At 59.2% G+C, this 18204-nt stretch carries 19 protein-coding genes; 9 read left to right on the top strand and 10 right to left on the bottom strand.

The window, feature by feature from the left end:
• Positions 1-203 precede the first annotated feature (203 nt).
• Entirely contained in the window at positions 204-743 is a 540-nt protein-coding gene (locus ACA073_RS06930; protein WP_497402598.1) for a hypothetical protein, read from the top strand.
• 264 nt (positions 744-1007) lie between these two features.
• Here ACA073_RS06930 and ACA073_RS06925 read toward each other — a convergent pair whose 3' ends face one another.
• Together ACA073_RS06925 and cysK are read right to left on the bottom strand one after the other, a co-directional pair.
• Positions 1008-1946: an aspartyl/asparaginyl beta-hydroxylase domain-containing protein gene (locus ACA073_RS06925; RefSeq protein ID WP_497402597.1), complete on the bottom strand. Its 939-nt coding sequence runs from the start codon at positions 1944-1946 to the stop codon at positions 1008-1010.
• A 220-nt stretch (positions 1947-2166) separates the two neighbouring features.
• Positions 2167-3141 carry a cysteine synthase A gene (gene cysK, locus ACA073_RS06920; RefSeq protein WP_497402595.1) on the bottom strand — a complete coding sequence of 325 codons (975 nt, stop codon included), beginning with the start codon at positions 3139-3141 and terminating at the stop codon, positions 2167-2169.
• A 127-nt stretch (positions 3142-3268) separates the two neighbouring features.
• Between cysK and ACA073_RS06915 the strand changes: the two genes are divergently transcribed.
• From ACA073_RS06915 to ACA073_RS06905, 3 genes are all read left to right on the top strand, one after another.
• Positions 3269-4345 carry a DUF748 domain-containing protein gene (locus tag ACA073_RS06915; protein ID WP_497402593.1) on the top strand — a complete coding sequence of 359 codons (1077 nt, stop codon included), beginning with the start codon at positions 3269-3271 and terminating at the stop codon, positions 4343-4345.
• Between the two features lie 340 nt (positions 4346-4685).
• A complete protein-coding gene (locus ACA073_RS06910; protein ID WP_007984829.1) occupies positions 4686-5531 on the top strand; it encodes an AAA family ATPase in 846 nt (281 codons plus the stop codon).
• Positions 5532-5569: 38 nt separating this feature from the next.
• Positions 5570-6748 carry a vWA domain-containing protein gene (locus ACA073_RS06905; protein WP_497402591.1) on the top strand — a complete coding sequence of 393 codons (1179 nt, stop codon included), beginning with the start codon at positions 5570-5572 and terminating at the stop codon, positions 6746-6748.
• 104 nt (positions 6749-6852) lie between these two features.
• On the opposite strand, the gene ACA073_RS06900 is transcribed toward ACA073_RS06905, so the two are convergent.
• From ACA073_RS06900 to ACA073_RS06885, 4 genes are all read right to left on the bottom strand, one after another.
• Entirely contained in the window at positions 6853-7779 is a 927-nt protein-coding gene (locus ACA073_RS06900; RefSeq protein ID WP_497402589.1) for a 5-oxoprolinase subunit C family protein, read from the bottom strand.
• The gene (locus tag ACA073_RS06895) at positions 7776-8480 is read right to left on the bottom strand and encodes a 5-oxoprolinase subunit B family protein (protein ID WP_497402587.1); all 705 of its coding nucleotides are present in this window, start codon (positions 8478-8480) and stop codon (positions 7776-7778) included. Before ACA073_RS06895 ends, ACA073_RS06900 begins: the two co-directional genes overlap by 4 nt.
• The gene (locus ACA073_RS06890) at positions 8477-9229 is read right to left on the bottom strand and encodes a 5-oxoprolinase subunit PxpA (RefSeq protein WP_497402585.1); all 753 of its coding nucleotides are present in this window, start codon (positions 9227-9229) and stop codon (positions 8477-8479) included. The genes ACA073_RS06895 and ACA073_RS06890 overlap by 4 nt, the downstream gene beginning before the upstream one ends.
• Before the next feature lie 61 nt (positions 9230-9290).
• Entirely contained in the window at positions 9291-10577 is a 1287-nt protein-coding gene (locus ACA073_RS06885) for an MFS transporter (protein WP_497402583.1), read from the bottom strand.
• 158 nt (positions 10578-10735) lie between these two features.
• Here ACA073_RS06885 and ACA073_RS06880 point away from each other — a divergent pair, with 158 nt between their 5' ends.
• Positions 10736-11650 (top strand): LysR family transcriptional regulator, encoded by a 915-nt coding sequence (locus tag ACA073_RS06880; protein WP_497402581.1) that lies wholly within the window; start codon positions 10736-10738, stop codon positions 11648-11650.
• Positions 11651-11806: 156 nt separating this feature from the next.
• On the opposite strand, the gene ACA073_RS06875 is transcribed toward ACA073_RS06880, so the two are convergent.
• From ACA073_RS06875 to ACA073_RS06865, 3 genes are read right to left on the bottom strand one after another with little or no spacing between them, the layout of a single operon-like run.
• Complete coding sequence (locus ACA073_RS06875; RefSeq protein WP_497402579.1) at positions 11807-12349, bottom strand: DUF2937 family protein; 543 nt, start codon at positions 12347-12349, stop codon at positions 11807-11809.
• A 12-nt stretch (positions 12350-12361) separates the two neighbouring features.
• Positions 12362-13138, bottom strand: a complete 777-nt coding sequence (locus tag ACA073_RS06870; protein WP_475271625.1) for a class II glutamine amidotransferase — start codon at positions 13136-13138, stop codon at positions 12362-12364.
• A gap of 30 nt (positions 13139-13168) precedes the next feature.
• A complete protein-coding gene (locus tag ACA073_RS06865; RefSeq protein WP_497402577.1) occupies positions 13169-13666 on the bottom strand; it encodes an MFS transporter in 498 nt (165 codons plus the stop codon).
• A 249-nt stretch (positions 13667-13915) separates the two neighbouring features.
• On the opposite strand from ACA073_RS06865, the gene ACA073_RS06860 reads away from it, so the two are divergent.
• Positions 13916-15970, top strand: a complete 2055-nt coding sequence (locus ACA073_RS06860) for a S9 family peptidase (protein WP_497402575.1) — start codon at positions 13916-13918, stop codon at positions 15968-15970.
• A gap of 211 nt (positions 15971-16181) precedes the next feature.
• A complete protein-coding gene (locus ACA073_RS06855; protein WP_497402573.1) occupies positions 16182-16655 on the top strand; it encodes a cyclic nucleotide-binding domain-containing protein in 474 nt (157 codons plus the stop codon).
• A 10-nt stretch (positions 16656-16665) separates the two neighbouring features.
• Here the strand turns inward: ACA073_RS06855 and ACA073_RS06850 are convergent, their stop codons facing one another.
• A complete protein-coding gene (locus ACA073_RS06850; RefSeq protein WP_497402572.1) occupies positions 16666-16956 on the bottom strand; it encodes a hypothetical protein in 291 nt (96 codons plus the stop codon).
• Positions 16957-17049: 93 nt separating this feature from the next.
• On the opposite strand from ACA073_RS06850, the gene ACA073_RS06845 reads away from it, so the two are divergent.
• The gene (locus tag ACA073_RS06845; RefSeq protein ID WP_497402571.1) at positions 17050-17736 is read left to right on the top strand and encodes a spermidine synthase; all 687 of its coding nucleotides are present in this window, start codon (positions 17050-17052) and stop codon (positions 17734-17736) included.
• A 48-nt stretch (positions 17737-17784) separates the two neighbouring features.
• Positions 17785-18156 carry a YajD family HNH nuclease gene (locus ACA073_RS06840; protein ID WP_110966870.1) on the top strand — a complete coding sequence of 124 codons (372 nt, stop codon included), beginning with the start codon at positions 17785-17787 and terminating at the stop codon, positions 18154-18156.
• Positions 18157-18204: the final 48 nt, after the last annotated feature.

The following is an 18204-nucleotide window of genomic DNA, read 5'->3' as shown; positions in this document are numbered from 1 at the left end:
GATGAGGGAAGCTGACATGGGCTGATCTTTTTTGATGAGGTGGACGGTGGGTTGGAAACCACCGAGCGCCGACTATAACCAGCAGGGGACATGGATTGCAATGACTTGGACAAAGGGCCAGTAGCGACAGCTCGCTTCGAGTTCCCTACCTTGGAAAGGAACACAAACGCCCGATAGCGGGGACACGGAATGCTAAAGATTAAATGCCAAGGGAACGGACTCAACTTCGGTATCAGTTGTACAGATCAAATGCTCGAAAGCTCGCAACTGCCACCCTCTCCCGACTTTATCAAGAACTGGAACATACCGGGCAAGTCGGTTTCGATTTCTCCAGGATTCGTTTCGAAGCGATCAATGCACAAGCATTGAACGCATTCCAACAATGGAACGATTCGCACTTTTCATGGAATGAGGTCGTTGGATGGAAGGCCAAAGAGCCGATGTGTTTCGATCTGGCGATCTGGTTTGATCAGGAGTTATGCGGGTTGTGTTTTGCGAATCCGAACCAGAGCCGTCAACGTGTGAAGATTGTACGATTGGAGGGTAATCCAGAAAAAGGCCATCCCCTGAAGAGTCTGATTGCTTCGTTCACACTGACCGCCGTTACTCACTTTGCGCAAATCATTGGCAGCAGGCAGATCGAAATTCAGGAGCCCGTAAAAGGGGCTATCGCGATCTATCAGCAGCTTGGCTTTGAGTTCGACCTGGAAGGTCGGCTTGTGATGCTTATGGAGTGCGACTAATATCGGGCCAACTGCTCATTTAATGATCAATACTGGAGGTTAAATGAAAGCTCTCGCTGAAAAAAATACTTCAGATAGACAACCGATCAAGATAGCTCGGAAGCGACCTCCCACAGAGTTACCAGAGAATGTTTTACGTCGTATCAGAGATACGCTGGAAAACCCCGTAGCCGAAGAGCCGATGGGGGTCCTCGCAGGGGCGTCGTTCATCTTTACCTAATAAAAATAAAAACCGCTCACAAGGAGCGGTTTTTTTCGGATACATCACCCAAATAACCAATACCCCAACCCCGTCAACACCACCGCCGCCAGCACAGGTCGCAGCACGCGGTACGCCTTGGGGTTACGACGCTTCCACTGCTTGACCACGCCGCTGATCTTGTCACTGGAATTCTTGGTCCAGGCATAAGCCTTGTTGATCCCGCCAACCCGCTCATCGTCGAGGTTCTGCGGCGCCGTGGCGCGCCCCAACAACCCGCTGACCCAGCGGTTGAGACGGATCATCAGGCGGTTGCTCAACGGGCGTTCAATGTCGCAGAAGAGGATCACCCGAGTCTGCTCGGTTTCGTTCTTGACCCAATGCACGTAGGTCTCATCGAACATCACATCTTCGCCATCGCGCCAGGCATAAACCTGACCATCGACGAAAATTCGGCAATCGTCAGAGTTAGGGGTCGACAACCCCAGGTGATAACGCAGGGAACCGGCAAACGGATCGCGGTGCGGGTTGAGATGACTGCCGCCGGGCAGCAACGCGAACATGGCGCCCTTGACGTTGGGAATGCTGCTGACGAGAGCCACGGTTTTCGGGCACAACGCTTCGGCCGATGGCAGGGGTTTGTCGTACCACTTGAGGTAGAAACGCTTCCAGCCTTTCTTGAAGAAAGAGCCAAACCCGGCGTCGTTGTTCTTTTCGGCGGCGCGGATGTAACCCTCGTCAAACAGATGCATCGCTTCGCCGCGAATGACTTCCCAGTTGTCCTTGAGCAAGTCCAGCTCCGGGAATTTGCTGCGGTCCAGGTAGGGCGTGGACGGTACGCTGGAGAACAGATACATCAACGCGTTGTAAGGCGCGAACAGCGCTGAGTGATTGACGAACTGACGCAAGACCGGCAAACGCGCCTTGCCGCGCAAATGCACATAAAGCGTGCTGCCCATAAACAGCAGCAACAGCGACGCCTTCGCGGCAAAAGAAAAGGTCATCTACACCTCCTTGATAATAACCAACTCTGCACAACGCCATTTACCCGACGTGGCAGCCGGTGATGATAAACATTACCGGCCAAGGGAATAACCCGCATAACTCAACATTCATTGTTCAGGATTGTGCAATAAAGCACTTGTTACCATAAGTCTCCTGAGCGGGGGCTGACTTGAATCAGCCCCGACCATAAGATCAAAAGATCGCAGCCTGCGGCAGCTCCTACTGCTGATTCTCCTGCTCGGTAAACAGGTCACTGAACAGCATGCTCGACAAGTAGCGTTCGCCAGAATCGGGCAGGATCACCACGATCGTCTTGCCCTGCATTTCCGGGGTTTCCGCCAGGCGTACGGCCACGGCCATGGCAGCACCACAAGAGATACCGCACAAAATGCCTTCTTCCTGCATCAAGCGCAGGGCCATGGCTTTGGATTCATCGTCGGTCACCAGTTCGACACGGTCCACCATCGACAAGTCCAGGTTCTTCGGCACAAAACCGGCACCGATACCCTGAATCTTGTGCGGGCTCGGTTTGATCTCTTCACCGGCCATTGCTTGAGTGATCACTGGCGACACCACCGGCTCCACCGCCACCGACAGAATCGGCTTGCCCTGGGTATTCTTGATATACCGCGAAACGCCGGTAATGGTTCCGCCCGTTCCAACGCCTGCCACCAGCACATCGACCGCACCGTCGGTATCGTTCCAGATTTCCGGACCGGTGGTTTTCTCGTGGATGGCCGGGTTGGCGGGGTTCTCGAACTGCGCCGGCATGAAGTACAGGGACGGGTCGCTGGCGACGATTTCGGCAGCCTTTTCGATCGCGCCTTTCATGCCCTTGGCCGGCTCGGTCAGCACCAGTTCTGCGCCCAGCGCCTTGAGCACTTTGCGACGCTCGATGCTCATGGACGCCGGCATGGTCAGCATCAGCTTGTAGCCCCGTGCTGCGGCAACGAACGCCAGACCAATGCCGGTATTGCCGGAAGTGGGCTCGACGATGGTCATGCCAGGCTTGAGTTTGCCGGTGCCTTCGGCGTCCCAGATCATGTTCGCTCCGATCCGGCACTTGACCGAATAACCAGGATTGCGACCCTCGATCTTGGCCAGGATGGTCACGCCACGCGGAGCGATACGGTTGATCTGCACCAGCGGCGTATTACCGATGGAATGGGCGTTGTCAGCAAAAATACGGCTCATGGCTGGGTCCTTATGCAGCGTTGAATTAGCCCTTCACGGTATGCCTGTTGCTCGTGGTCGTCCAGTCGGGTCGAACGTCCGGTGACCACCGCAGTCAATGGTTTTACATCGTCGGAGATTTGCCATCATGAAACGTCGATACAGCTGGCCCCTGTGGACCCTCCTCGGCCTCGTTGTGCTACTGATTACCCTGCATTTTGCCCTGCCCTACATGGTGCGTGACTACCTGAACGACAAGCTCGCCGACATGGGCGACTACCGCGGACAGATCACCGACGTAGATCTGGCGCTGTGGCGCGGCGCCTACAAAATCAACGGGCTGAAAATCGTCAAGGTCGACGGCAAGGTCCCGGTGCCATTCGTCAATGCGCCGTTGATCGACCTTTCTGTCAGCTGGCACTCGCTCTGGTACGACCACGCCGTCGTGGCCAAGGTGCAGTTCTTCAACCCTGAGGTGAACTTCGTCGACGGCGGTGCCAACAAGCAAAACTCGCAAACCGGTCAGGGTACCGACTGGCGTGCGCAATTGAGCAAACTGGCGCCGATCACCTTCGACGAAATACGAATCTTCGACGGCAAGATCAGCTTTCGAAACTTCAATTCCAAGCCCCCCGTCAACATGAATGCGACCCAGGTCAACGCCAGCATTTACAACCTGACCAACGTCGCCGACAAAGACGGCAAGCGCGACGCACGCTTCGAAGGTAAAGCGCTGTTGCTGGGCCACGCACCACTGGAAACCACCGCGACTTTCGACCCGCTGAGTAACTTTGAAGACTTCGAGTTCCGCCTGCGGGCCAGGAACATCCAGCTCAAGCGTATGAACGACTTCGCCTCGGCCTATGGCAAGTTCGATTTCAATGCCGGGCACGGTGATGTGGTGATTGAAGCGCAAGCGAAAAAGGCCAAATTGACCGGCTACATCAAACCGCTGTTAAAGGACGTCGACGTGTTTAATTGGCAGCAGGATGTGGAAAACAAGGATAAAGGGATTTTCCGCTCCATTTGGGAAGCCATCGTCGGTGGAACCGAAAACGTGCTGAAAAACCAGGGCAAGAATCAGTTTGCGACGCGCGTGGAACTGAGCGGAAATGTGCATCGACAAGATATCAGCGCGTTCCAGGCGTTTTTGCAGATATTGCGCAACGGTTTCGTTCAAGCCTTCAATGCCCGATATGAGCGGTCGAAGCCAGATAACAGTTAAGGTCTGCGCGTAACGGTATAGCGGCCGGTCTCTTCGGCTGCCCGCGCCTGGTCTCGCTGCTGCAAAAAATCCCAGCCCAGACAGGCCAGGGCCAATGATCGGGGCACGGCTTCACGAGCACTGCCCGGGGTTGCACCTTTGAAGGCCTGCGCTTCCAGCAATTGCGATAGCTAAATACTGGCCAGCCGCCGAGACTGAGTCAATATGTGACGCCCCATTCAGGGACTGAATAAGCCGTCTGCGTTCACAGTCGACCGGGCAGCGCGTTATAGTCGGGTACTACAATTACTGCACCCCGCCCTGCCCTGTCAGGTCGGCGTTACCGTTCGAGGATTAGCAGATGAAGTTCGAAGGCACCCAGGCCTACGTCGCCACCGATGACCTGAAGCTGGCGGTCAACGCCGCCATCACCCTGGAGCGTCCGCTGCTGGTCAAGGGCGAGCCGGGCACCGGCAAGACCATGCTGGCCGAGCAGTTGGCGGAGTCCTTCGGCGCCAAGCTGATCACCTGGCACATCAAGTCCACCACCAAGGCGCATCAGGGCCTGTACGAGTACGACGCGGTCAGCCGTCTGCGCGATTCGCAGCTGGGCACGGAAAAGGTCCACGACGTTCGCAACTACCTGAAAAAAGGCAAGCTCTGGGAGGCTTTCGAGTCCGAAGAACGGGTGATTCTGCTGATCGATGAAATCGACAAGGCCGACATCGAGTTCCCGAACGACCTGCTGCAAGAACTCGACAAGATGGAGTTCTACGTTTACGAGATCGACGAGACCATCAAGGCCAAAAAGCGCCCGATCATCATCATTACCTCCAACAACGAAAAAGAACTGCCGGACGCGTTCCTGCGCCGCTGCTTCTTCCACTACATCGCCTTCCCGGATCGCGTCACGATGCAGCGGATCGTCGACGTGCACTACCCGGATATCAAGAAGGATCTGGTCAGCGAAGCGCTGGACGTGTTCTTCGACGTGCGCAAGGTGCCGGGCCTGAAGAAAAAGCCATCGACCTCCGAACTGGTGGACTGGCTGAAGCTGCTGATGGCCGACAACATCGGCGAAGCGGTGCTGCGCGAACGCGATCCGACCAAGGCGATTCCGCCGCTGGCCGGTGCTTTGGTAAAGAACGAACAGGACGTGCAATTGCTTGAGCGTCTGGCGTTCATGAGCCGTCGCGGTACTCGCTAAGCTCTGCTTTTTTTTAACAAAAGCGGGGGGCTAACGCCATGCTGCTCAACCTGTTCAATGAAATGCGTGCAGCCAAGGTGCCCGTCTCGGTGCGCGAGCTGCTGGACCTGATCAACGCGCTGAAACAGCGCGTAACCTTCGCCGACATGGACGAGTTCTACTACCTGTCCCGGACGATTCTGGTAAAGGACGAAAAGCATTTCGACAAGTTCGACCGAGCCTTCGGTGCTTACTTCAATGGCCTGGAAAAACTCGACGACCACCTTCAGGCGTTGATCCCTGAAGACTGGCTGCGCAAGGAATTCGAGCGATCACTGACCGATGAAGAGCGGGCGGCGATCCAGTCCCTTGGCGGCCTGGACAAGCTGATCGAAGAGTTCAAGAAGCGTCTGGAAGAACAGAAAGAACGCCATGCCGGCGGCAACAAGTGGATCGGCACGGGCGGCACCAGCCCGTTCGGCTCCGGCGGTTTCAACCCGGAAGGCATTCGGGTCGGCGATGCCGGCAAGCGCCAGGGCAAGGCAGTCAAGGTCTGGGATCAGCGCGAGTACAAGAACCTCGACGATTCGGTGGAACTGGGCACGCGCAACATCAAGGTTGCCCTGCGCCGGCTGCGTAAATTTGCCCGTCAGGGTGCGGCGGAAGAGCTCGACATCGATGGCACCATCGACCACACCGCTAAAGATGCCGGGTTGCTGAATATCCAGATGCGGCCGGAGCGGCGCAACACCGTCAAGCTGTTGCTGCTGTTCGACATCGGCGGCTCGATGGATGCGCATGTGAAGATCTGTGAGGAACTGTTCTCGGCCTGCAAGACCGAGTTCAAGCATCTTGAGTACTTTTACTTCCACAACTTCATTTACGAGTCGGTGTGGAAGAACAACATGCGCCGCACCTCCGAGCGCACCTCGACCCATGACTTGCTGCACAAGTACGGCGCCGACTACAAAGTGATCTTCATTGGCGACGCCGCCATGGCGCCCTACGAAATCACCCAGGCCGGCGGCAGCGTCGAGCACTGGAACGAAGAAGCGGGTTACGTGTGGATGCAGCGGTTCAAGGAGAAGTACAAGAAGCTCATCTGGATTAACCCGTATCCGAAAGATACCTGGGGCTATACGTCGTCGACCAATATCGTGCGGGATTTGATTGATGATCAGATGTACCCGCTGACGTTGCGGGGGCTTGAAGAAGGGATGCGGTTTCTCTCCAAATAGAGTTCGTTGTTGCCAGTGATGCCGCCTTCGCGAGCAAGCCCGCTCCCACATTGGTTTTGTGTACGCACAGATCCAATGTGGGAGCGGGCTTGCTCGCGAAGCTTTTAGCGGTCAGAAAACCGGCGCAAATACTCGACGTGCTGCCGATGCGCAACCTCCTGCACCACCGGCCGCAACCGTACCGTCGCCCCCGGCAGACACTGCGCCAGCCGCGCCAACGCCAACGGCGTCAATGCCCCCAAACGCGGGTAACCACCAATGGTCTGCCGATCATTGAGCAGGACAATCGGCTGCCCGTCCGGCGGCACCTGGACCGCGCCGAGCGGTATGCCTTCGGAAATCATCGGCTTGCCCTGATACGCCAAGGCAGTTCCCAGCAAGCGAATACCCATCCGATCGGCGCGGCTGTCGAGGGTCCATGCGCTATTGAACGCATCGAACAGACTCTGGCCGCTGAACTCACCGATCTGCGCGCCGATCACCAGGTCCAGGGGTGAATCGAGCCTGAAATCCGGCATCTGCTCAAACGGCAACTCGCGCACCAGCTGCGGCGCATCAGAGGAGTAACTCAACGATGCACCTTTGGCCAACGCCCGGCCCATGCCGTCCAGACCACCCAGCTCTTCACGTACCACCGTCGCACTGCTGCGCAACACCTTTGGCGCATCAAACCCGCCCGGCGCCGCGAGATAAGCCCGCGCCCCCAGCAGCGGCTGAGTGAACTGCAAACGCTGACCTTTGCGCAGTTTAAAACTGCGCGATGGCGCCAACGCCTGACCGTCCAGCTGCGCGCCAAGGTCCGCGCCGGCCAGCGCCAACAGGCAATCATCCTCGGCCACCACGCTGAACCCACCCAGGGTGATTTCAATCACCGGTGCGTCCAGCGCGTTACCCAGCAGCCAATTGGCCCAGGACATCGAGCGCCAATCCAGTGCGCCACCCTGAGTGACACCCAGATGCCGCACGCCAAACCGGCCAGCGTCCTGCAACAGGCACAGCGGTGTACTCGCTTCAATCAACAGACGGCTCATGCCTGCGCCTCCAATGGTGTGTCGTCGCCGCCCAGGTTGATGAACTCGGCATGACCGACCGCTTCAAAACGCACGGTGTCACCCGGTTGCATCAGGCTGTAGCCGTCGCGTTCGCGATCGAACAATCTGGCGGGGGTGCGGCCGATCAGGTTCCAGCCGCCGGGGGACACCACCGGATAAGCAGCGGTTTGCCGCTCGGCGATCCCCACACTGCCGGCCGCGACTTTTTTGCGCGGCGTATTCAGACGCGGTGCAGCGAGTACTTCCTCCACCAGCCCCATAAAGGCAAAACCGGGCGCGAAGCCCAAGGCGAACACCTGATACTCACGCTCACTGTGGCGGCGGATCACCTCCTCCACGGCCAGCCCGCTGCGCTGAGACAACAGGCTCAACTCCGGACCGACGCTCAAGTCATACCAGACCGGCAGCACATGACATTTGCCGCCGGTGCGGGTATTGGGCGACAGATCGATCAGTGCTTCGGCGATCAATTCTCGCGCCTGCGCCGGGCTCAACGCACTCAGATCGTAATGCACCATCAACGTCGTGTACGAGGGCACCAGATCAATCAGATGGGCAGCGAACGCCGCACGCAGATTCTCGCTGGCAGCAAGCATCCACGGCATGTTGGCTTCGGCGATTTCATCGAACAGCCGCACCATCAGGCAATCCAGTGCGACCACTTCTATGCGCGGTTTCATGGTGCGCTCTGCTGATCAAGAGCTTCACGAATCCGGCGCACGGCTGCCACCGAACTGGCGTTGTCGCCGTGCACGCAGAGCGTGTTGGCCTGCAAGTGCAAGGCGCTGCCGTCGCTGGCGGTGAGGGTATCGCCACGAGCAATGGTCAGCGCCTGTTCGATGATTGTTTCCGGATCGTGATGCACCGCGCCCGGCAGTTGTCGCGAGACCAGCCTGCCGGCACTGTCGTAAGCTCGATCGGCGAAGGCTTCGAACCACAGCGTCACGCCGAACTCATCACCCAATTGCTGCGCGGCGCTGTTGTCGCGGGTGGCCATCAGCATCAGCGGCAATGTCTTGTCATAAGACGCCACGGCTTGCAGCACAGCGCGCAATTGCGCCGGGTTGGCCATCATGTCGTTGTACATCGCGCCGTGGGGTTTGACGTAGCTGACACGCCCGCCCTGAGCCCGGCAAAGGCCGTCGAGGGCGCCGATCTGGTAGTGCAGAATGTCCTGAAGTTCCTGGGCGGTGTACGCCATGGAGCGACGGCCGAAACCCGCCAGATCCTGATAGGCCGGATGGGCGCCGATTTGCACGCCGTTGCTCAGGGCCAGGCTGACGGTCTTGCGCATGATGCTCGGGTCGCCGGCATGGAAGCCGCAGGCAATGTTGGCGCAGTCGATGAAGGGCATGACCTCGGCGTCCAGACCCATGGTCCAGTTGCCGAAACTCTCGCCGATGTCGCAGTTCAATAGCAGGCGGCTCACGGAGAACACTCCTGTAGGTTTTATTCTTTTTAGCTGTGGGCAGATGCCCGCAGATTATCAGCTACTCGGCTTCCAGTTGCTTGCCACGGGTTTCCGGCAAGCTCAACGCCGCAAGAATCACCACCCCGTAGGACACCGCCGCAAACGCCCCGATGCCGACGCTCAAGGGCACCTTCTGGCTCATCAAGCCGATCAACAGCGGGAACAATGCCGCCAGCGCCCGGCCGATGTTGTAGCAAAAGCCCTGGCCCGAGCCGCGAATCCGCGTGGGAAACAGCTCTGTCAAAAATGCGCCCATGCCGCTGAAGATCCCTGAGGCGAAGAAGCCCAACGGAAAGCCCAGCCACAGCATCACGCCGTTACTGACCGGCAGTTGGGTGTAAAGCAGCACGATGGTGAACGAGCCGACCGCGAACAGGATGAAGTTCTTTTTGCGCCCGAGGATGTCAGTCAAATACGCGCTGATGACATAACCGACGTAGGACCCGACGATCACCATCGCCAGATAACCGCCCGTGCCGAGTACGCTCAAACCGCGCTCGTTCTTCAGGAACGTCGGCAACCAGGACGTAATCGCGTAGTAACCGCCCAGCGCGCCGGTGGTCAATATCGAAGCGCGAAGCGTGGTGAAGAGGATGCCGGGGGCGAAAATCTCGTAGAACTTCGCCGGGTTGCTAGGCTCCTGTTTGGCTTTGGCTTCGCGGTAAATCTCTGGGTCCTTGACCAGGCGGCGGACAAAGATCACGAAAATTGCCGGGACGATGCCAAGGATGAACAGTGCACGCCACGCGTCTTCTGGCGGCAACACCGAGAACAGCAGCGCATACAGAATCGCCGTCATCCCCCAACCCAGCGCCCAACCCGATTGCACCATGCCCACCGCCTTGCCGCGGTCCTTGGCGCGAATCACTTCGCCCATCAGCACCGCACCGGCGGTCCACTCACCGCCGAAACCGAAGCCCATCAAGGTGCGACTGATCAGTAACTGCTCGTAGTTCTGCGCGAAACCGCAAAGGAAGGTGAAGAAGGCGAACCACAGCACCGTCAGTTGCAGGGTGCGCACGCGACCGATGCGGTCGGACAGAATCCCTGCCACCCAACCGCCGATGGCCGAGGCGATCAGGGTGCTGGTGTGAATCAGTCCGGCTTGACCGGTGGTGATGCCCCACATCGCAATCAGGGTCGGCACCACGAAGCTGAGCATCTGGGTGTCCATGCCGTCCAGACCGTAGCCGATCTTGCAGCTCCAGAACGTGCGGCGTTCCTGCTGATTGATGTTGCGATACCAGTCGAAAGGTCCCGGGCGAGCCGTGGCTTTCGGGATGGAGGTGCTGTCGGGCGCACTCATGGAAAATCTCCGTGCAAATTTTATTGGTATTGTTCTGAGCCCCGACGACGCCTATCGTGGGAACCGGATGGCCTGATTTTTGGGCGCCCGGCCCTGCTGCGTCCAACTAATAAAAACCCGCCTTAGACATAAGAAAACTTTATCTACGAGCTGACCCCATGAACCTGAAGTTTCTCGAGACCTTCGTCTGGGTCGCCCGACTCAAGAGTTTTCGCCTGACGGCGGACAAGCTGTGCACCACCCAGGCGTCGATTTCCAGCCGCATCGCCGTGCTCGAAGGCGAGCTCGGGGTGAAGCTGTTTCTGCGTGATTCGCGCGGCGTGAGCCTGACGCCCGAAGGCTTGAAAGTGCTCGAATACGCCGAGCAGATGATGGACACCATGCAGGCGCTCAAGCAGTCGATCGAGACCCGTTCAAGCAAGGCCGGACGGGTGCGGATCGGCGTGATGGACACGGTGATTCACACTTGGCTCAGTCCGTTGGTGGCGCAGATGACGGATCACTATCCGCGGGTTGAAATCGAATTGGTTGCCGATACCTCGCTCAACCTCTGCGATCAGCTGCAAAAAGGCTTCCTCGACCTGATCCTGCAAACCGATCTGCTGCGTCAGGAAAGCGTGCGTAGCCTGGAACTGGCCAGTCACCCGATGGGCTGGATTGCTGCCAGTAATTCCATCTACAACCGCGAGTATTCCGGCGTGGCCGATCTGGCGCGGGAGCGCATCATTACTTACTCGAAGAACTCACACCCGCACCAGGAAGTTCTCGCGCTGATGCAGGCCAACGGCGTCATGACGCCGCGGCTGAACTGCGTGAACTCGGTGTCGGCGATTACCCGGTTGCTGCGGGACGGTTTCGGCATTGGCGCATTGCCACCGGTGCTGGTGGCGGAGGAACTGGCGCGGGGGGAACTGACCTTGCTGGCCATCGATCAACGACCGCCTGATTTGCAGGTGGTGGTGTCGTGGCGGACCGGGGCGGAATGGGTCGAGGAGATTGTGGCGTTGTGTCAGCAGGTGCTGGCGGCGTATGCGCGCAAGGTGGGTGAGCGCTACATCATTCTGGCTGACTGACGCGGCTCTGTGGCGAGGGAGCTTGCTCCCGCTCGGCTGCGCAGCAGTCGTAAAATCGGTAACCGCGGTTTATCTGACACACTGAGTGGCGGGTTCGGGGCTGCTTCGCAGCCCAGCGGGAGCAAGCTCCCTCGCCACAAAAGCTCATCGCCACAGTTACAACCCGCGCACATCCCGATCTTCAATCGGCCGGCTCTGGCGCAGGCGTTTGCCGCCCAGCACCACCCAGTCGATCAGCCTGAACAGGCATTCAATCCCGAACGACAACAGCAACGCGCCGCTCATGCCCCAGATCATCGCTTCCGGCGTCAGCAGGATCTGGTAGCTGTAGCCGTTCCAGGTTTCCTTGCGGATATCCGGGTCGGCGGCCAGCACCACTTGCAGGAAACGGATGTACCACGGGCCTTGCATGGCCTGGAATTGTTTATCGAGGGCCAGCTGACGGGTGAGCAGGTTGCTCAGGCTGTCGGCATCGCTGCGAAAGATCGGGTCTTCGCTGGCGCGGTAATGGGCGACCAGGGCCTCCATGTCACCCTTGAAGAATTGACCGGCGGTGCCCTGAAAACCGCTCAAGCCGGTCTGCGCCTCAATCAGGTGGGCTTCGACCCGCTTGGCGTAATCGTTGATGAACCCCGGCACCTGAACACCGACCAACAGGCCCGCCGCGAACAACACCAGCCGTAGATAACTGAGCAACATGGGGGAGAATCCTTATTCGGTCTTGCCTTGGCTGACGCATTCACCGCGTCGCCACAGGCTCCATTGGCCCGGTTCGTAACGGGTCCAGGTTTCGTTTTCGGTCAGGGGTTCGGTGGCGATCACCGTGACCACATCATTGGGCGTGGTTTCGGCCTGGAAGTCGACGATCACATCGACATCTTTCAAGCGCGCCGGGCCGAACGGTGCTCGACGGGTAATCTGCGCCAGTTTGGTCGAGCAGTAACAGAACAGCCAATCGCCATCGCTGAGCAGGCAGTTGAACACGCCTTTGCTGCGGTATTCGGCGCACGCGGCCACCAGATCCGGCAGCAGTTCTTCGATCTCTACCGGCTCCGGGAACGCTGCGCGCACACGATTCAGCAAATCGCAAAAAGCCGCTTCGCTGTCGGTATCGCCGACCGGGCGGTAAAAGCTTTTGATCGGCTGAAAATCCGCAAGCTGGCCGTTGTGGGCGAAACACCAGTTGCGCCCCCACAGTTCGCGCACGAACGGATGGGTGTTGGACAGGCAAACCTTGCCGACGTTGGCCTGACGGATGTGCCCGATCACCACTTCACTCTTGATCGGGTAACGCTGCACCAGGTTCGCGACTTCCGACTCGCAACTCGCCGCCGGGTCCTGGAACAACCGCAGACCACGGCCTTCATAGAACGCGATGCCCCACCCGTCACGGTGCGGACCGGTACGGCCGCCGCGCTGCATCAGCCCGGTGAAGCTGAACACGATATCGGTCGGGACATTGGCGCTCATGCCCAATAACTCACACATGCACGGACTCTCTGTAAGGCAGGGGCAAGGTCACAAACGCGGTTCGACCCGCATACGCTGAGGGTTGCTCGGGACTGGCGGACGACCATAACGGTCATCACCGGCACCGCCGAAGGGATGATCGTCTTCAGGATCGTCGGCCCGGACCGCAGCCTTGGCAGCCGCCGTGCGTTCCTTGCGCGCATTGGCGGCGCGCTCGATCGGGAAGCGGATCGCGACAAACACCAGATAAATGCCGAAGGCGATCATGCCGTACATGAGCAGGTCGGAGATGGCCCGCCAGGCGTTGTTGCCAACCTTGAACGCGAGGTCGAGGGCGGTAATGGCGATGGCCGGGGCGACCTTTTCCTTTACCGGATCGATGATCGTCGGGCTGAACAGCAACACGGCAACCAGCAGCCGCAACGGCTCCCGCAACCAACGCCACACCCAGCGGGTCATGCGCATCCACACCAACAGGCAGCCTAAAGCGGCGAAGGCGTAGAGGCCCCAAGCGATCAGATAGTCGTTCTCGGTCATGGTGTCCATGGCAAGGCAGGCAAAGAGGCGCTTATAGTAACGACTTTTCGCACGTCAGGCTTGCCCCAATGCCAGTCGGCTGTGCACAAACCCTGTGGGAGCGGGCTTGCTCGCGAAAGCGTCCTGTCAGGCAACATCCATGGCGACTGACCCACCGCTTTCGCGAGCAAGCCCGCTCCCACAGGGGTCTGCAGAGACATCAAGATTTGCATATCGCCTGCGAAGCCCTCTATTCCGTACATCGTCCGAGAGCCCTTCATGCCCGTATCCGCCAACATCACCAGCGCCCCGATTGCCCACCAGGCTGAAGGTTCTGACCCGTATGCCTGGCTGCAGGAACGCGACACCCACGCGGTGCTCGATTACCTCAAGGCTGAAAACCGCTACCAGGAAGCGCAAACCGCCGATCAGGCCGGGCTGCGCGAAACCCTGTTCGAAGAGATCAAGGGCCGGATTCTCGAAACCGACCTGTCGCTGCCCTCCCCGTGGGGCCCGTATCTGTATTACACACGCACCACGGCCGGTGACGAATACGCCCGCCACTACCGCTGCCCGCGCCCGGCCGACGACAGCCTGCAGCTCGATGAAGCCCAGGAACAACTGCTGCTGGACCCGAACGAACTGGCCAATGGCGGCTTCTTTTCCCTCGGCGCGTTCAGCATCAGCCCGGACCACCAGCGCCTGGCCTACAGCATCGACTCCACCGGCGATGAGATTTACACCCTGTTCGTGAAGGAATTATCCAGCGGTCGTGTCAGCGAACTGGAATTCTCGGACTGCGACGGCAGCATGACCTGGGCCAACGACAGCCTGACGCTGTTCTTCGGCGAACTGGACGACACTCACCGTCCACACAAACTGTTCCGCTATCGGCTGGACGGCACGGCCGCCGAAGAAGTGTTCCATGAACCGGACGGTCGCTTCTTCATGCATTGCTACCGCTCGAGTTCCGAGCAGCAATTGCTGCTGTCGCTGGGCAGCAAGACCACCAGCGAAGTCTGGGTGCTTGACGCATTCCAGCCGCAGCAGGCGTTTACCTGCATCGCGCCGAGGGTTGAAGACCATGAGTATGACGTCGATCACGGCGCACTCGATGGCCAATGGACCTGGTTCATTCGCACCAACCGCGACGGCATCAACTTTGCCTTGTACACGGCTGTCGACACCGGCATTGCGCCGACCGAAGCCGATTGGCAGAACCTGATTCCCCACAGCGACACGACGATGATCGACGGCATGAGCCTTAACGCCGGGGCCATGAGCCTCAGCTTGCGTGAAGGCGGCTTGCCGATCATCGAAGTCCACCCGCAAGACCTGCCGAGCTACCGCGTGCAGTTGCCGGATGCGGCCTACAGCCTGCATGTGCAAAACAGCCTGGAGTTCGTCAGCGACCGCATCCGCTTGCGTTACGAAGCGCTGAACCGTCCGGCGCAGATCCGCCAACTGGAACTGGTCAGCGGCGAACAGAAAGTGCTCAAGGAAACCCCGGTGCTCGGCCCGTTCGACGCCGACGCCTACGTCAGCCAACGCCTGTGGGCGACAGCACCGGACGGTACGCAAGTGCCGATCAGCCTGGTCGTCAAACGCGAAGCCCTTGGTAAGCCAACGCCACTTTATCTGTACGGCTACGGCGCCTACGGCGAAAGCCTCGACCCGTGGTTTTCCCACGCGCGCCTGAGTCTGCTGGATCGCGGCGTGGCGTTTGCCATCGCCCACGTGCGTGGCGGCGGCGAACTGGGTGAAGCCTGGTATCGCGCCGGCAAACAGGAACACAAGCACAACACCTTCAGCGACTTCATCGCCTGCGCCGAGCACCTGATCGCCAACGGCTTCACCACCTCAAAGCAATTGGCGATCAGCGGTGGCAGTGCTGGCGGTTTGCTGATTGGCGCGGTGCTCAACATGCGTCCGGAGCTGTTCGGCGCGGCAATTGCCGAAGTGCCGTTCGTCGACGTGCTGAACACCATGCTCGACCCGGATCTGCCGCTGACCGTTACCGAATACGACGAGTGGGGCAACCCTGAAGAGCCGGATGTTTATGATCGGATCAAGGCCTACGCCCCGTACGAAAACGTCACTGCGCAAGCGTATCCGGCAACACTGGTCATCGCTGGCTACAACGACAGTCGCGTGCAGTATTGGGAAGCAGCCAAGTGGGTAGCGAAATTGCGCGCGACTAAAACCGACAACAACACGCTGCTGCTCAAGACCGAGCTGGGCGCCGGGCATGGCGGGATGAGCGGTCGTTATCAGGGATTGCGTGACGTAGCACTCGAATACGCATTTGTTTTCGGGGTTTTGGGGATTGTCTGAGGAACTTGGCTCGACGATCCGGTCTTAACACCAGACACCGGAAGCCGATACAACACATCTCCACTGTGGGAGCGGGCTTGCTCGCGAAGGGGCCATCACATTCAACATCAATGTTGGCTGTTACACCGCCTTCGCGAGCAAGCCCGCTCCCACAAGGTATTGAAGGCATCCAAAAAAACCGGAATCAGACACAAGAAAAAGACCGCACGACATGTCAGAACCGACCCTACTGAACAACGAAATCCGTGACTGGCTGATGGACTGCGGCCTGTTCGACCAACTGCTGCCGGCCGACTTCGCTGCCGCTTCGGGCTACTTCAGCATCAGCACGGTGGCCGAAGGCGAAGAAATCTTCCATGAAGGCGATGCCGGCAGCTTCATGTGCATCATCCACACCGGCCAGGTGGCGGTGCAGAAAACCAACAGCGACGAGCAGCGAGTGACCATGGCCACCTTGCGCGGCGGTCGGGCGTTCGGCGAAATGGCCGTGCTCGATGGCGAGCGACGCTCAGCCAGTTGCGTGGCCGCGAGCAATTGCCAGTTGCTGAACCTGGGCAAGGACTCGCTGGAAAAGATGCTTAACGACGCGCCGAAAATCGCCGCCAAGATCATTCGCGCCCTCGCCGTTTCCCTGTCCAGACGCCTGCGTATGGCCGACGGGCAACTGCTTTCGCAGCAGGTTTAACTACGCTGGTTTAACCGCCGGGGGACTTGATCTTCGTGCGGTTCTGCTCAAGCCCCGGCAAGGGCTGGTCCTTGGGCGGGCTGGGCACTTCGATCGGTGGCAACAGCGGCGGCCCGCCACTGCCGGGCCCGGCCTTGGGCACGCTGTTGGGGGTGATCTGCGGATACGGCGTCGGCGTTGCGGTGCCGGGTGAACCGGACAGCGGCGCCGGGCTGGTCGGAATGGTTTGCAACTGCTGGGCCTGCACTGCAGTTATCGAGAGCGCGGCCAAGGCAATGACCGTTAGAATGGTGCGCTTCATCAATGGCTCCGTTGGCCTTGTTGTCTGGTTGCAGGCTACTCCCAACTGCGTTCGTTTGCTTTCTCCAATGCCCAATCTTCTCAAGAGTGCTCCATGAAACGTTTCGTTCTGCTCGACACCGCCCCCATCCCTGAAAACGGCGGTGCCCTGTGCCTGTTCGAATACGGTGAGGATTTCGTCATCAAGATCCAGGGCGGTGACGGCGGACAGCTGATGAACACGCGCATGCATGGCTCCGAAGATGCGTTGGCCGAGATCCCGTGCCGAAAGGTCGCCGGCCGGCCGAATTCGCGGGTGTTGATCGGTGGCCTGGGCATGGGCTTCACCCTCGCCTCGGCCCTCAAGCATTTGGGCAAGAGCGCTGAAGTGGTGGTCGCCGAACTGGTGCCCGGCGTGGTCGAGTGGAATCGCGGGCCATTGGGCGAGAAAGCCGGCAACCCGTTGCTCGATAAGCGCACGGTGATTCGCATGGAAGACGTGGCCAAGGTGCTGCAAGCCGAACCGCAAGGTTTCGACGCCATCATGCTCGACGTCGACAACGGCCCCGAAGGCCTGACTCAGAGGGCCAACAGCTGGCTCTATTCCGCTGGTGGTCTGAGCGCTTGCGCCAAAGCCCTGCGGCCAAAAGGGGTGTTGGCCGTCTGGTCGGCCAGCGCCGACAAGCAGTTTTCCGACAAACTGAAAAAAGCCGGCTTCAAGGCCGAGGAAGTCCAGGTCTTCGCCCACGGCAACAAGGGCACCCGCCACACGATCTGGATTGCCGAGAAGCTCAAGGGCTGAGCTAAACTTCGTTCATAACCGTCATTAGTCTTTTACAAAGGTGAACCCATGAGTTCGTCAACACCGACCAACACCTCGAAGCTGGACCGCATCCTCGCCGACAACCAGCGCGACAAGGAAATGGGTTACCGCGACAAGGCCCTGAAAATGTACCCGCACGTGTGCGGCCGCTGCGCCCGCGAGTTTTCCGGCAAGCGCCTGAGCGAACTGACCGTGCACCACCGCGACCACAACCACGACAACAATCCGCAGGATGGTTCGAACTGGGAACTGTTGTGCCTGTATTGCCATGACAATGAGCACTCGCGTTACACCGATCAGCAGTATTTCGGTGAGGGCTCGTTGAGCACGCCGAAGATCGCTAAAGCCACGCATAACCCGTTTGCGGCGTTGGCTGGTTTGATGAAGAAAGACGAGTAATCTTCAGCGCCTGAGCCGGCCTCTTCGCGAGCAAGCCCGCTCCCACAT

It is taken from the genome of Pseudomonas sp. LBUM1670 (assembly GCF_059695695.1).
This window is presented reverse-complemented; position numbering and strand designations above follow the sequence as displayed.